This is a genomic window from Desulfosporosinus orientis DSM 765 (assembly GCF_000235605.1).
Lineage (GTDB): Bacteria > Bacillota > Desulfitobacteriia > Desulfitobacteriales > Desulfitobacteriaceae > Desulfosporosinus > Desulfosporosinus orientis.
The window spans coordinates 5,672,396-5,687,496 of sequence record NC_016584.1 but is presented as its reverse complement, the minus strand read 5'-3'; the positions used below and the strand labels follow the sequence as shown (position 1 = coordinate 5,687,496).

Annotated in this window: 10 protein-coding genes and 1 other RNA gene; all 11 read left to right on the top strand. The window is 44.0% G+C overall.

Annotated elements, in window-relative coordinates:
• Positions 1 to 25 precede the first annotated feature (25 nt).
• The 11 genes from tpiA (at position 26) to DESOR_RS27620 (ending at position 14,900) form a co-directional block, all read left to right on the top strand.
• On the top strand, positions 26 to 799 hold the full coding sequence (tpiA, locus tag DESOR_RS26270) for a triose-phosphate isomerase (RefSeq protein ID WP_014187635.1): 774 nt from the start codon (positions 26 to 28) through the stop codon (positions 797 to 799).
• Positions 800 to 812: 13 nt separating this feature from the next.
• Positions 813 to 2,357, top strand: coding sequence for a 2,3-bisphosphoglycerate-independent phosphoglycerate mutase (gene gpmI, locus DESOR_RS26265; protein WP_014187634.1), 1,545 nt, complete (start codon positions 813 to 815; stop codon positions 2,355 to 2,357).
• Positions 2,358 to 2,461: 104 nt separating this feature from the next.
• Positions 2,462 to 3,739, top strand: a complete 1,278-nt coding sequence (gene eno / locus DESOR_RS26260; protein WP_014187633.1) for a phosphopyruvate hydratase — start codon at positions 2,462 to 2,464, stop codon at positions 3,737 to 3,739.
• 135 nt (positions 3,740 to 3,874) lie between these two features.
• Complete coding sequence (gene secG / locus DESOR_RS26255) at positions 3,875 to 4,102, top strand: preprotein translocase subunit SecG (RefSeq protein ID WP_014187632.1); 228 nt, start codon at positions 3,875 to 3,877, stop codon at positions 4,100 to 4,102.
• A 70-nt stretch (positions 4,103 to 4,172) separates the two neighbouring features.
• Complete coding sequence (locus DESOR_RS26250) at positions 4,173 to 4,934, top strand: alpha/beta hydrolase (RefSeq protein WP_014187631.1); 762 nt, start codon at positions 4,173 to 4,175, stop codon at positions 4,932 to 4,934.
• 167 nt (positions 4,935 to 5,101) lie between these two features.
• Complete coding sequence (gene smpB / locus DESOR_RS26245) at positions 5,102 to 5,572, top strand: SsrA-binding protein SmpB (RefSeq protein ID WP_014187630.1); 471 nt, start codon at positions 5,102 to 5,104, stop codon at positions 5,570 to 5,572.
• Positions 5,573 to 5,694: 122 nt separating this feature from the next.
• Positions 5,695 to 6,046: a transfer-messenger RNA gene (ssrA, locus tag DESOR_RS28490) on the top strand.
• 329 nt (positions 6,047 to 6,375) lie between these two features.
• Positions 6,376 to 8,862 carry a LuxR C-terminal-related transcriptional regulator gene (locus DESOR_RS26240; RefSeq protein ID WP_014187629.1) on the top strand — a complete coding sequence of 829 codons (2,487 nt, stop codon included), beginning with the start codon at positions 6,376 to 6,378 and terminating at the stop codon, positions 8,860 to 8,862.
• Positions 8,863 to 8,960: 98 nt separating this feature from the next.
• On the top strand, positions 8,961 to 9,191 hold the full coding sequence (locus tag DESOR_RS26235) for a DUF2442 domain-containing protein (RefSeq protein ID WP_014187628.1): 231 nt from the start codon (positions 8,961 to 8,963) through the stop codon (positions 9,189 to 9,191).
• A gap of 109 nt (positions 9,192 to 9,300) precedes the next feature.
• Entirely contained in the window at positions 9,301 to 9,933 is a 633-nt protein-coding gene (locus tag DESOR_RS26230) for a phage tail protein (RefSeq protein ID WP_242832412.1), read from the top strand.
• A gap of 179 nt (positions 9,934 to 10,112) precedes the next feature.
• Positions 10,113 to 14,900, top strand: a complete 4,788-nt coding sequence (locus DESOR_RS27620; protein ID WP_014187626.1) for a cell wall-binding repeat-containing protein — start codon at positions 10,113 to 10,115, stop codon at positions 14,898 to 14,900.
• Positions 14,901 to 15,101: the final 201 nt, after the last annotated feature.

The following is a 15,101-nucleotide window of genomic DNA, read 5'->3' as shown; positions in this document are numbered from 1 at the left end:
CTCGGAAGAAATGGAGGAAAATAAGGTGGCTAAACGACGCCCAGTTATAGCAGGAAACTGGAAGATGTTTAAAACTGTCAGCCAGGCGGAGGACTATGCCCTTAAGTTCTTGGATGAAGTTCGCAATGTGACGGAACTGGATATTGTGCTCTGCGCTCCCTTTACAGCTCTGTATGCCCTTAAAAATGAGCTGGAAGAAAGTATTGTTCACTTGGGCGCCCAAAACATGGCCTGGGCCGATCAAGGTGCCTATACCGGTGAGATTTCGGCGGAAATGTTGCTTGATGTTGCCTGTACTTACGTCATATTAGGTCATTCAGAACGACGGGAGATGTTCGGAGAAACGGATCCTGACATTGCTAAAAAAGTAAAAAAAGCGCTGGCAGCGGGGTTAACTCCCATCCTTTGTTGTGGAGAGAATCTGAACCTTCGTGAAGAAGGAAAAGCTGTTCAGTGGGTCCAAGGTCAAGTGTCACGTGCATTGGCCGGCATATCGGCTGAAAAGCTAGAGCGAATCATTGTTGCTTACGAACCCATCTGGGCCATAGGCACCGGCAAGACAGCTTCCAGCAAGGATGCCCAGGAAATGTGCGCTGCCATTCGTGTCACTCTGACAGAACTTATGGGACAGGATGTTGAGAAGGTGCCTATTCTCTATGGCGGAAGTGTCAAACCGGATAATATTGCTGAGTTAATGGCAGAACCGGATATTGACGGAGCATTAGTGGGTGGGGCAAGTCTTGATCCGCTGAACTTTGCCGATCTTATCAAAAATGCAGGGAATCTCGCATCCCGCTAGGAAGGATATAACTATGGAGGTTGCTAAACCACTTTTTCTCATGATTTTGGATGGATGGGGCTGTCGAGACGCTGGGGAAGGGAATGCCATTGCTTCAGCTAAGATACCCAACTTTGAGCGTCTTTCAAAAGATTACCCTTTCACTGTTCTTGAGGCATCGGGAGAGGCCGTAGGACTGCCGAAGGGTCAAATGGGCAATTCCGAAGTAGGTCACCTGAACATGGGAGCAGGGCGGGTGGTCTATCAGGAATTAACACGAATTTTTAAAGGAATCCAGGATGGTTCCATCTATAAAAATTCTGTTTTGCTGGAAGGGATGAATCAGGCAAAAGAAAATAATAAAGGGCTTCATCTTATGGGGCTTCTTTCTAATGGAGGAGTCCATTCTCACATTGATCACTTATTTGCACTTCTGGAAATGTCCAAACAGCAAGGTTTGGAGAAGGTATTTATCCATGTGATTCTGGATGGCAGGGATGTTTTGCCCCAAAGTGCCAAAGAGTTTATCAGTCAGCTGGAAGAAAAAATTAAGGAATTAGGCGTTGGGAAAATTGCCTCAGTAAGCGGCCGTTATTATGTAATGGATAGAGATAAGCGCTGGGAGAGGCTGGAAAAAGGTTACCGGGCAATCGCTTATGGTGAAGGAAAGCATGCACCGGGTGCCTTGGCCGCAGTGGAGTTCTCCTACGACACCCGGGTGACGGACGAATTCGTTGTACCAACGGTTATTGATGATCCGGAAGGGAACCCGGTGGGCCGAGTTCAAGAAGGTGACAGCATCATTTTCTTTAATTTTCGTTCGGACCGTGCTCGGGAAATCACCAGGGCCTTTGTTGATGAAGAATTTCCGGGATTTGAACGACCTCAGCGTCCCCATGTTCACTTTGTCTGTATGACGGAGTATGATGAAACTATTTCGGCACCCGTTGCCTTTCCCCAGCAGAACTTGGACAATACTTTGGGAGAAGTGCTTTCAGACCAAGGGCTGAAGCAGCTGAGGATTGCTGAAACAGAAAAATATGCTCATGTAACCTTCTTTTTCAATGGCGGCTTGGAAGAGCCCTTCCCCAATGAAGAACGAATCCTGATACCCTCACCTAAAGTTGCAACTTATAATTTGAAACCGGAAATGAGTGCCCGGGAAATCACTAAAGACGTTCTCGAACAGCTAAAGGAGTCAGCCTTTGATGTTGTCATTTTGAACTTTGCGAACCCGGATATGGTGGGGCATACAGGGGTATTTGATGCAACGGTTCAGGCTGTGGAGGTAGTGGATGAATGTCTGGGCCAGATCTATGACGAACTCCGGAAAGAGAAGGGGACGCTCATCGTGACGGCGGATCATGGGAACGCGGAAGAAAAAGTAGATCCTAAAACCTCCCTTCCTCTGACGGCCCACTCTACCAACTGCGTACCCTTTATACTTGCGGATGACAGGTATAAAGGCAGGAGTTTGCGCAGCGGCGGGGCTCTATGCGATGTGGCACCCACTATCTTAGAATTGCTTCAGATTCCTCTTCCCAAGGAAATGACAGGGAAATCATTAATTGAGGCTTAAGCAGACTAACCTGGACATTCTCTGTTTAAACAAACATAAATGGATTTAAGATTTAAAGAACAGTACCAAAGAAACGTTACCAAAAAAAGGGGGACATTGATCCAATGAGCTTTATTACAGATGTCTATGCAAGAGAAATTTTAGATTCCAGAGGGAATCCAACCGTAGAGGTGGATGTTGTTCTTACCGATGGGGTTATTGGCCGTGCCGCCGTCCCTTCCGGAGCTTCCACCGGCGCTTTTGAGGCTGTTGAACTTAGGGACGGCGATAAAACCCGCTATATGGGCAAAGGAGTATTAAAGGCAGTCGAAAACGTCAATGAAGCCATCGCTCCTGAAGTTGAGGGCTTAAATCCCTTCGATCAGCCTGGTTTAGATCGAGTGCTGCTTGAACTGGACGGAACGGAAAACAAAGGAAACCTAGGTGCCAACGCTATTCTGGGAGTATCGTTGGCAGCCGCCAAAGCTGCCGCCGAGTCTTTGGGTATCCCTCTCTATCAATACCTGGGGGGAGTCAACGCCAAAGAACTTCCTGTGCCCTTAATGAACATCCTCAACGGCGGGAAACATGCGGATAACAATGTGGACATCCAAGAATTTATGATCATGCCTGTTGGCGCCTCCAGCTTTGCTGAAGCCCTGCGCATGGGAACAGAAGTGTATCACAGCCTTAAAGCGGTTCTCAAGGAAAAATCCTTGGCCACAGCTATCGGGGACGAAGGTGGGTTTGCTCCCAGCTTAGAGTCTAATGAAGATGCCCTGCTGTGCATCGTGGATGCTATTCAAAGGGCCGGCTATCAGCCTGGTGAACAAGTGGCCTTAGCCCTGGATGTTGCTGCAACAGAACTTTATGAGAATGGAGTCTATAATTTAGCCGGTGAAGGAGTTAAGAAGACCTCGGATGAGATGATTGATTACTATGAGGATCTCATCCAGCGCTATCCCATTCTTTCCATTGAAGACGGTTTGGATGAAGAAGATTGGGAAGGCTGGCAAAAGCTCACCCAGCGCCTGGGGGATAAAGTACAGCTTATCGGTGACGACTTATTCGTGACGAATCCTAAGCGTTTAGCCCGGGGGATCAAAGAAAAATGCGGCAACTCAATTCTCATCAAACTTAATCAAATCGGAACTCTGACTGAAACCCTGGATGCCATCGAAATGGCTAAACGTGCCGGGTATACAGCTGTGGTTTCTCATCGTTCAGGTGAAACGGAAGATGTTACCTTAGCTCACGTGGCTGTAGCAGTTAATGCCGGAATGATTAAAACCGGGGCTCCGGCACGGACAGAAAGGGTAGCCAAGTATAATGAGCTGCTTCGAATTGAGGAAGAACTGGGAGAGAGCGCAATATACCGCGGTCGCCAAGCTTTAGCAAGATAGGTTGAGAAAATGGTATAGCAGTCAATATAAATTTGAGCTTATTGAGTTTTAAAGACGCTTGTGCTAAAATGGGGCTATTGACAATTTACAAAGTTGTGATGATATATAACATAGGTGTCTTAGGGGGTGAGTTTTTTGCAAATTGCTTTAGTAATTCTTTTAGTCCTTAGTTCAGTAGGACTTATTGCAACGGTGTTGCTTCAGTCCGGAAGAAGTGCAGGATTATCAGGAGCAATTTCTGGCGCTGGCGAAGCAATCTTTGGGAAAAAGAAAGGTATGGACGAATTATTCGGCAAACTCACAGGGGTTTTAGCAGGTGTCTTCTTACTGTGTTCTTTGGGCCTAGCGATACTTGTCAAGTAAATTGAAAGCCATTAAGGAAGGGTACTTCATATGAGGTGCCCTTCTCTGCTATTTCACGGAGGAGGATTTGATGGACCCGCAACAACATTTAGTGGAACCTTTTTATTTTCCTGGAAACCGTCTGGGCTGCTTGCTGATTCATGGCTTTTCTGGATCGTCTTCCGAAATGCGCTGGATGGGTGAGCGATTAGCGGAGTTTGGTTGGTCTGTCCTGGGAATACAACTTTCCGGTCATGGAACCACTCCCGAAGAGATGGCCAAGACTTGTTGGGCAGACTGGGCCAGGGATGCGGAAAACGGGTTAAACGAGTTAAGAAAAACTTGCGATACCGTGATTGGAATAGGGTTGTCTATGGGAGGATTACTGGTGCTCCATCTGGCAACACTTGGTCTTATCCATGGGCTGGTGGCAATGAACGCTCCCATGGTACTGGCAGATAGGAGAACCCGTTTCGTTGGGCTTATCAAACCTTTTATCAAGTTTGTCAACAAGCCCGGCTCCCGGTCGAAAACATCATCCCTGGGATTAGATCCCGATAGGGAGCGCTTTGTTTATGATCGTATTCCGGTGGAGGCCTTGGTATCGCTGAATAGAGGAATTCGCCAGGTGCGCAGCAAACTTCATCTAATTAGCTGCCCGTCATTAATAATGCAAAGCAGGAAAGATTATACGGTGAACCCCATCAGTATGGAAATTATTAAAGAGAAAATAAAGCAGGTTAACCCGCTGACATATTATTGGGAAAAATCCGGACATATTTTAACCCTCGGACAGGAACGAGAGGAAGTTATTAAAAAAATACATGAATTTCTGGACAACCATATTCTTTAGTATTTGCAGATAAACGGATCAAGACTAAGGATTCAAGTTACATAATTCAGTAAATAATGGGTTTGATGAGGAGTTACTTTCGAAAAAATAAGGGTTTTCTAAACATTTATTAGGATAAAAAAGGTAATCTATGTTATACTAAAATTCCGGATGAGAGGAGGAGCCGTATGTCTTCTGGAGGAATTAAAGTTGTTGCTGAAAATCGAAAAGCCTTTCACGATTATTTTATTGAAGATAGAATAGAGGCAGGAATCATTCTGACAGGAACAGAGATCAAATCCATCCGCAACGGACGAATTAATCTTAAGGACAGTTATGCACGTATCGATGACGGGGAAGTTTGGGTTCATCAGATGCATATCAGCCCCTATGAGCAAGGAAATCGTTTTAATCATGACCCTCTAAGGCCGCGTAAGCTTTTGATGCATCGTTCTGAAATTAATAAGTTAGTGGGTAAAATTCAACAACAAGGGTTAACCTTGATTCCGATTAAAATCTATTTAAAAAAAGGGATGGCAAAAGTAGAATTGGCAGTTGGTCAAGGTAAGAAAAATTATGATAAACGGCAAGCTCTTGCTGAAAAAGAAGGCAAGCGAGATATTGAGCGGGCTTTAAGGGATCGTAATAAAGCATATTAAAATAAAAAACTATTTAATTGCCTTAACTAGCTGTTTTACCATTAAAAACTAAAAATTCCATGGATATTCAGCTTTGCTTTTTGAGCAAATATGTTATACTATGCAAGTAGAACGTTTACTTTGGGGGCGTTTTAGACTCGCTCGGGGAAGCGGTGGCAAAGGTTGCGCGTCGAGATTCCACCTGGTCTCGTTAAACGGTGGACACAAATAGTTAACGAAGATAATTTCGCTCTAGCAGCCTAAGTGCCGCTAGCATTCTGCCTTCAGAACCTACGATGAAGGGTCAGAGTGTCATTTAAGTAGGACGCTCTAATGTCAATGCTCGGAGACATTAGCTAAGATGATCGAGATAGCCTGAAATGAATCCTTGCCTTTAGGAGTCACGACTGGCGAAATATAAAATAAAGGATACACGCGTAGACGCTTTTGTGGTCGTTCTTCGATACAGGGGTGCAAGTCCCCTCGCCTCCACCAATCAAACCCTCGAATATTGAGAAAATATATATGATGAAAGCCTTGAGGTACATACAGTTGTACTCCTCAAGGCTTTTTAGCATTTTAGAGCAGATTAAGCATCATTTGAAGCGGTGTTTTTTAGTTATTTACACTATTTTCGATAGAAGGAGCATACCTTTGGCTAATGACGTAAAAACAATAACAGGCTGTCAGAATGTCATGATATATTAAGTATTTATAATTTAAAATGTAAGTTATGGAAGGAATTGAAAGAAATTTGTTGAATGGTAGAGGATGTGGCTGGGATCAAGTATAGAAACAATGGAATGTTCGACAGGGGGGCTTCTATGTCCATAGCAAAACGTTATAACCAAAAAGCTCTCTTTTTCTCAGTTATACTAAAGGAAAGATTTGAGAGGATATTTGAATATCCTCTGACCATTGTTGAAGCTCCCATGGGCTATGGGAAAACAACGGCTGTCAGGGAGTTTTTAAATAATACAGGTGCTAATGTTCTGTGGCAAAGGGTTTATGGCAGTTCACTCGACAGTTTTTGGCATGGCTTTAGTCGCTTGTTTGCTGAATTGGATGACTTCCTTTCTCGTAACCTTGAGCAGCTTGGGTTTCCAGATGACAGTATATCAAGGCTGGAAGCCTTAAGGTTAATTGAGGATCTTGAGATGACTGTTAAGACTGTGCTTGTAATCGATGATTACCACTTAATAGATAACTTCTTGGTCAACAGCTTTATAGAGTTTCTTGTGGAAAGTGAAGTAGCGAATCTGCACGTAATTTTAACCGCACGCTATACGGAACTTCAAGGCCTTGATGAATTGAAGCTTAAGGGTTATTTATATCATATAACTAAGCAAACCTTTGAACTGATGCCTAAGGATATTGCAGGATATTACAGACTCTGTGGAATTAGACTTAAAACTTTTGAAGCAGAAGAGTTATATTCGTTGACCGAGGGTTGGATTAGCGCTTTATACCTGCTCATGCTCAATTATATCGAGGAGGGCAGCTTCAGAACCATCACAAATATCTATAATCTGGTTGAAAAGGCAGTATACGCACCTTTTGCCGAGGAGGTTAAAGCTTTTCTCTTAACCTTGTGTCTGTTCGATAGCTTTACCCTCGAACAAGCCATACACATGTGGCAGAAAGAAAATGCAGGTCTAATTTTAACGGAAATTACAAATAAAAATGCCTTCGTAAAGTACGATCATAAGACTAAAACCTATCAAATGCATAATATCTTCACAAACTTCCTTAAAGATAAGCTGGAAGGCAAAAGCGTAAAGCAGCAAATCCAATGGAGAGCGGCTCAGTGGTATTTGAAGGAGGGTAACTATTTTGCGTCTATGCACTATTTTTATGCATGTAAAGACTTTGATCAGTTGCTTTTTGCACTTGAAAACAACAAAGCTAATGGGGTAAACAACGCAAATAGAAGGGAGTTATTTATAAAGTATTTTAAAGAATGCCCGGATGATGTTAAGAGCAAGCATCATTTTGCTTTACTTATTTTTGCTCTATCCTTTATAATCTATAGAGAACCGGTTTTATTTGAAAAGGCTTGCCGTGAATTTATTGGCAATATCCAAAAGGATGATAGCTTGAATAATGAATTTAGACAGCGGCTATTAGGGGAATATGAACTGTTACTAAGCTTCACGGGATATAACGATATTAACAAAATGTCAGAGCACCATCAGAAAGCTGCCAAATTACTTCATGAGCCTACTTCATTCATTGACCTGCAAGCTAATTGGACCTATGGAGCCCCATCGGTTTTACATATGTTTTATAGAGAAAGCGGTAGGCTTGAAAAACATGTTCATGACATAATTGAGGCATTGCCCTATTATTACCAAATAACCAACGGTCACGGCAGCGGTGCTGAATATGTCATGGAGGCGGAGAGATATTTCAATATGGGCGATTTTATAAATGCTGAGATTGTGATGCATAAAGCCTTGAATAATGCTCGAACAAATAATCAGACGGGGATCGTTATTTGTGCACTGTTTCTGCAAATTCGCCTTAGTATTTGGAAAGGGGATTATGCCACCGTATTGGATCTTTTTCAGGTCATGCATGAAAGTATATCAGACCTAGGGCAGAGTAATTTTAATCATACTATTAATATTTGTGAGGGGTACGTTTATTCCCTCCTGAAGCAAAGGGATAAAATACCCAGCTGGATAGGGTCAGGTGATTTTAGCAGCAGCCGGCTTCTTTTCCCGACGGTGCCAATGTTAAATATTGTGTATGGCAGAGTACTGCTTATTGACGGGGAATACTTACGCCTCATAGGCAATGCTGAACATTTTATTGGCTTAGCCTCTGTTTTTCCCAATCTGCTAGGACAAATTTATACATACATCTACCTTACGGCTGCAAACGGGCAAATATTCAGGACGGATGAAGCAATATTCGCACTTATTGAGGCACTTGCTATAGCAATGCCAGATAAGGTATACATGCCTTTTGTAGAGAACTGTGATTATATTAAACCTTTCCTTGAGCAACTTTATAATCAAGGCAAATACGGGGAAGATATCATCAGAATATTGGAACTTTATAAAACCTATCAGAAGTCAGTAGAGTGTATGATTAAGGAGAATTTTTCGGCAGAGGAAAAACCCGATCTTACTGAAAGAGAAACTCAAATTGCCCAGCTTGCAGCTGACGGACTTTCCAATAAAGAGATTGGTGAAAGACTGTATATTTCCATAAATACAGTCAAAACCCAGCTGAAAAGTATTTTTGAAAAGCTTGGTGTGAACTCGCGGGCTCTTTTAAAGCAAGAATTTAAAGAAAAACTGTGAAAATTGATCTATAATATCACCCACTGGGTGATATTAATCGAGATAGGTCCGCTATACAATTTATTGTATGGTGGATTTTTGTCTTAGGGGGTGATGAGATGAGCCGTATAAAAAGTGTGGTGCCCAAAGGAGATTACCGATTGGAGGTACAACTTGATAACGGAAGCAGTGTAACGCTGAATCTTGAAAGCAGACTTCAAACGGTGAGATTTGGCATGCTCTCGGACAAGCAGTTTTTTAAAACGGCAACCACTGATGGAATCTGTATTCGGTGGGACAACAAAATTGAAATATCAATTAATGAGGTTTTCCAGCTGGTACAAAAGTAGTGCCTTAGAAGATTACAGGCTTGGGAACAGTCAAGTTCGTTTTCAAGCCAAAAGCCGAATTGAGTGCATGCGATTTTAAACTAGGGCGAAAATATAACGAGGAGGAATAATGATGATCAAAAGATTTAAAATGATTACCATAATGTTTCTGATGTTGGGTGTTTCACTAGCTTATAATATGGCCGGTCCCAAACCTGCCATGGCTGCAGTTGAACCATTTATAGGGGAAATCAGTCTAGTTCCTTACAACTTTGCACCAAGAGGGTGGGCGTTCTGTGAAGGCCAACTTCTTCCAATAAGCCAGAACCAGGCACTTTTTTCTCTTCTTGGGACAACTTATGGAGGGGACGGGGTCACCACGTTTGCCTTACCGGATTTGCGGGGGCGCTTACCTATTGGCGTCGGGGTAGGACCTGGTCTTTCAAATTATAATTTAGGAGAAACTGGTGGGACCGAAACGGTAACCCTGACCAATAATAATATGCCAATGCACAATCACCAGATTAATGCGATTACCAGTCCTGGGAATAGCTCGGTTCCGGGGCCAAATGAGTATCTTGCACAGCCCCAGACTCCCGACAGGCAGGAAATAGACATTTATGCCAGCGGTACTCCTAATACCCAGTTAACTAGTACTTCAACCAGCCCAAGCGGGGGTAGTCAACCCATCAGCATCATGCAACCCTATTTGGGCTTACATTATATCATAGCACTTGAAGGAATTTACCCTACACGAGATTAGACGTTCTTAAACACCAAAAGAGAAATCTTGGGCTTTCTGTCCTGAGTCAAATGGTATACAAAAATAGGTTCAATTATTATTGGAGAGGTTTTTAAAAACTGATAAGTTTGAAGGCGAAGTGATGAAAGATGAAGTTTCGAGCAATCATCTCGTTGTTCGATAAGAGGATTATTCCGCTCATGGCAGTAATTTTCTTCCTTTTTGCTGGTCCCGCCAAGGCCAACAGTATGATTTATTACACTCAATCCTATTTTCCGTTTCAAATGATCAGCGCAGATTTATCAAACCCAGGTACATCTAAAGTGATTTATAACTCCGGGTCTGGAAACCCCTATGCCATTGCGGTGGATGCAACAAATAAATGCCTCTATTTTTCAGACCCCAATCCCACGGTAGCAAAAATTTTCAGTGGCCCTTTAGACGGGGATGCAGGTGATTACACAACTTTTATTTCTAATGTCAGCGCAGAAGGAATTGCGGTAGATCCGGTTCACGGCTATATTTATTATGCTCAGCCAAGTACCGGCAATGTAGTCAGAGCAAATCTGACAGACGGTTCAGGGCAACAACCGATTTACAGTTCGGCAGGTGCGCCGAGGGCGGTCGCTGTTGATCCGGTTGGGGGCTATATTTATATAGCTGACTATAATTTGGGCAAAATAATCAGAGCCAACCTTGACGGAAATAATCAAATAGATTTTATCACTAATGTTCATGCTAAAGGCATCGGAATAGATACAACTCATGGAAAAATCTATTATACAGATGCTTACAATCCAAACTATAATCTTGTATGCGCTAACCTTGCAGACGGCAGTGGGGCAGAGATTCTTTATTCATCTGCAACAGGTTCGCCGGGAGCTATTGCCGTTGACCCTGTAAATGGGTATATCTATTTCTCGGATTGGCATTCTACAGTAGCAAAAATCTTTAAGGCAGAGCTTGATGGTTCAAATCGAGTAGAGCTCATAAATGGCGTCAATTCCTATGGGATTGGTTTGTATATAGAACCGGCGATCTTTACAATTAGCGGAACAATTAGTGATTTTCAAGGGGGGTTACAAGGAGCAACAGTAGATGCAGGAAATGGAAATACTGCTGTCACGGATGCCAGTGGTAACTTTAGCCTAAGCTTACCCAATGGCACATACACTCTGACAGTAAGCAAAAACGGGTACCTAAGCAGTACTATGGGTATAACCGTAAGTGGGAGTAACATTACAGGGCAGAACCTGACCCTGTCGAAGGTTCCCGAAGTAACCGGCATAGGTCCTTCGAGCGGGCCGGAATCCGGTGGTACGATAGTTACGATCAGCGGTACTGGGTTTACTGGTGCTACTTCAGTTAATTTCGGCCCGGCTGTTGGAACAAATCTATCAGTTATTAGCGATACATTAATCTCAGTAACTTCCCCAGCAGGGACTGGCACGATAGATGTTACGGTAACAACACCAGGCGGGACAAGTGCGTCGAATTCGAGTGACGAGTTTACCTACACCGATACTTCCTTAATCAGCATAACGGCCCCAAGTGCCATCACGGGTGTAGCCAACGGCACAGCCAAAACAGCGGCAGCCCTGGGATTGCCTTCAAGCGTAGTTATGGTTACTGATAATGGCAGCGTCAATGCCAGTGTAAACTGGGATGTAAATGCATCGACATATGATGAGTCCACAACAACGGAGCAGACTTTTAGTGTAAACGGAACAGTAACCCTGCCAACAGGCGTGGTAAATCCAAACAGCGTAGCCTTAACTACCACGATCAGCGTCACCGTTGATGCGGCAGCCGCGGTCGATAAGACCTTAATCAGCATAACGGCCCCAAGTGCCATCACGGGTGTAGCCAACGGCACAGCCAAAACAGCGGCAGCCCTGGGATTGCCGTCGAGCGTAGTTATGGTTACCGATAATGGCAGCGTCAATGCCAGTGTAAGCTGGGATATAAATGCATCAACATATGATGTGACCACAACAACGGAGCAGACTTTTAGTGTAAACGGAACAGTAACCCTGCCAACAGGTGTGGTAAATCCAAACAGCGTAGGCTTAACTACCACGATCAGCGTCACCGTTGATGCGGCAGCCGCGGTCGATAAGACCTTAATCAGCATAACGGCCCCAAGTGCCATCACGGGTGTAGCCAACGGCACAGCCAAAACAGCGGCAGCCCTGGGATTGCCTTCAAGCGTGGTCATGGTTACCGATAATGGCAGCGTCAATGCCAGTGTAAACTGGGATGTAAATGCATCGACATATGATGAGTCCACAACAACGGAGCAGACTTTTAGTGTAAACGGAACAGTAACCCTGCCAACAGGCGTGGTAAATCCAAACAGAGTAGCCTTAACTACCACGATCAGCGTCACTGTTGATGCGGCAGCCGCGGTCGATAAGACCTTAATCAGCATAACGGCCCCAAGTGCCATCACGGGTGTAGCCAACGGCACAGCCAAAACAGCGGCAGCATTGGGATTGCCTTCAAGCGTGGTCATGGTTACCGATAATGGCAGCGTCAATGCCAGTGTAAGCTGGGATGTAAATGCATCGACATATGATGAGTCCACAACAACGGAGCAGACTTTTAGTGTAAACGGAACAGTGACCCTAGCAACAGGTGTGGTAAATCCAAACAGCGTAGCCTTAACTACCACGATCAGCGTCACTGTTGATGCGGCGGCCGCGGTCGATAAGACCTTAATCAGCATAACGGCCCCGAGTGCCATCACAGGTGTGGCTAACGGCACAGCTAAAACAGCGGCAGCATTGGGATTGCCTTCAAGCGTGGTCATGGTTACCGATAATGGCAGCGTCAATGCCAGTGTAAACTGGGATGTAAATGCATCGACATATGATGAGTCCACAACAACGGAGCAGACTTTTAGTGTAAACGGAACAGTAACCCTGCCAACAGGCGTGGTAAATCCAAACAGCGTAGCCTTAACTACCACGATCAGCGTCACCGTTGATGCGGCAGCCGCGGTCGATAAGACCTTAATCAGCATAACGGCCCCAAGTGCCATCACGGGTGTAGCCAACGGCACAGCCAAAACAGCGGCAGCCCTGGGATTGCCTTCAAGCGTGGTCATGGTTACCGATAATGGCAGCGTCAATGCCAGTGTAAACTGGGATGTAAATGCATCGACATATGATGAGTCCACAACAACGGAGCAGACTTTTAGTGTAAACGGAACAGTAACCCTACCAACAGGCGTGGTAAATCCAAACAGCGTAGCCTTAACTACCACGATCAGCGTCACCGTCAATGCGGCAACGAATACAGGCGGCAGTTCCAGCAGTTCGTCTGGAGGAAGCAGTGGAGGTGCGACCCCTTCAACAGTAACAGGAGATGTCATCAATGGTAAAACTGGACAAGTCGTAAAGGGAATAGAAACTCAAGTTACTACTGAAAGCAACGGAACTAAAACCGTCGAAGTTAAATCTAAAGAAGTAATCGTATTTCGACAACCGGATGGTAACCAGAGTTCAGTCAGTGATTCAAGCAGACTGGGAATAAATGCAATAACTAACGCCGATTCCAAGATTACATTAAAGGCTGATGGAACCATTCAAATCAAGAACCTAGCTGCTGGAACAGACTCTATATTCACAGTAACCTATGATTTAGGGAATGGCCAAAAAATAACCATCGGCACCATCGAAGTCAAAGTGGGAAGCGACGGGAAAGTCAGCTTTACCTATACCTTAATTGATCCATATGGCATAATCACTGATCCAACCACCGGGAAGGTAATTGTTGGAGTCGATGTAACTTTGTATTATGCGAATACGGAAAGAAATAAAAACACCGGCAAAACACCGGATTCCATCGTACAACTTCCTGTTCTTGACGGCTTTAAACCTAACAACAATAAAAATCCCCAAGTTAGTGATGCAAGTGGGGCTTACGGCTTTATGGTCTTCCCTACTTCAGATTATTACATCGTAGCCAAAAAAGATGGTTATGAAGCATATAGGAGTCCTACCATTTCTGTGGAACAAGATATTGTAAAATGGGACTTCAAGATGAATAAATCTATTTCAGGATTAATGCGACTTTCAGGCTTGACAAGTGTTGATACCGCCCTCGAAATTGCCAAAGCCAACTACACCACAAAGCTTACCAATGTTGTCCTAACTACCGCAGAGAATTATCCAGATGCCTTAGCAGGAAGTGTTCTGGCCTACAAACTTAATGCTCCTATACTCCTAGTGGGAAGTACAGAAGTCGACCAAGAAAAGATCCTGGCCTATATAAAGACCAACTTAGATACCACAGGAACAGTCTATATCTTGGGTGGCACTGCCGCCGTCAGCTCTGAAATGGAAGACAAAGTAATCGCTAGTGGCTTCAACCATGTAACCAGGCTTGGTGGCATAGATTGCTATGAAACCTCGGTCAAAATAACGGATCAATTAGGTGTCAAGAACGGAACGCCGATCGTCTTAGCTTATGGAGGAAACTATCCTGACGCCTTATCCATTAGTAGTATTGCAGCAGAAACGCAGTACCCAATACTTTTAGTTCAAAAAGATGAACTTAGCGATGCTGTCAAGAATGAGATTACCATAATTAAGCCCACCAAAGTCTATATCATCGGAGGAGAAGGAGTAATCAGTACAACTGTAGAAAGCCAAGTCGCACAGATCACGTCATTAGACAAAACTAATATTGTGCGAATCGCAGGAGCAGACCGCTACGAAACCTCTCTTGCCGTTGCAAAATACTTTGATTTATCAGGTCAAAGCGTTTGCATAGCTACTGGAAACAACTTCCCAGATGCTCTGACAGGAAGTGTTTATGCCGCTAATTACAATGCCTCGATTATTCTAGCTGACGGCGGATTGTCAGATCAGATTATGAATTATCTAAAAGAAAAAAAAATAACCGGAGCGACCCTATTCGGAGGGGAGGAAGTTGTCAGTAAAGTCATTGAGCAGCAACTTGGACAGCTAATTGAAAAATAAGTATTAGAAAAACGACAGGCATACGTGGCATAACTCTTGATACTATTGAGTTATGCCACAAAACAATTCTGTTGTCGTGGGTTTGGTTAAGTATGGTTCGCCTCCACCAAATAAGTACTTAATCTTGGGACAATTGAAGAACATAAAAAGTCCAGTATTACTGGGCTTTTCGGCTTCCTTGGGGGAAATTAAGCATCGTTA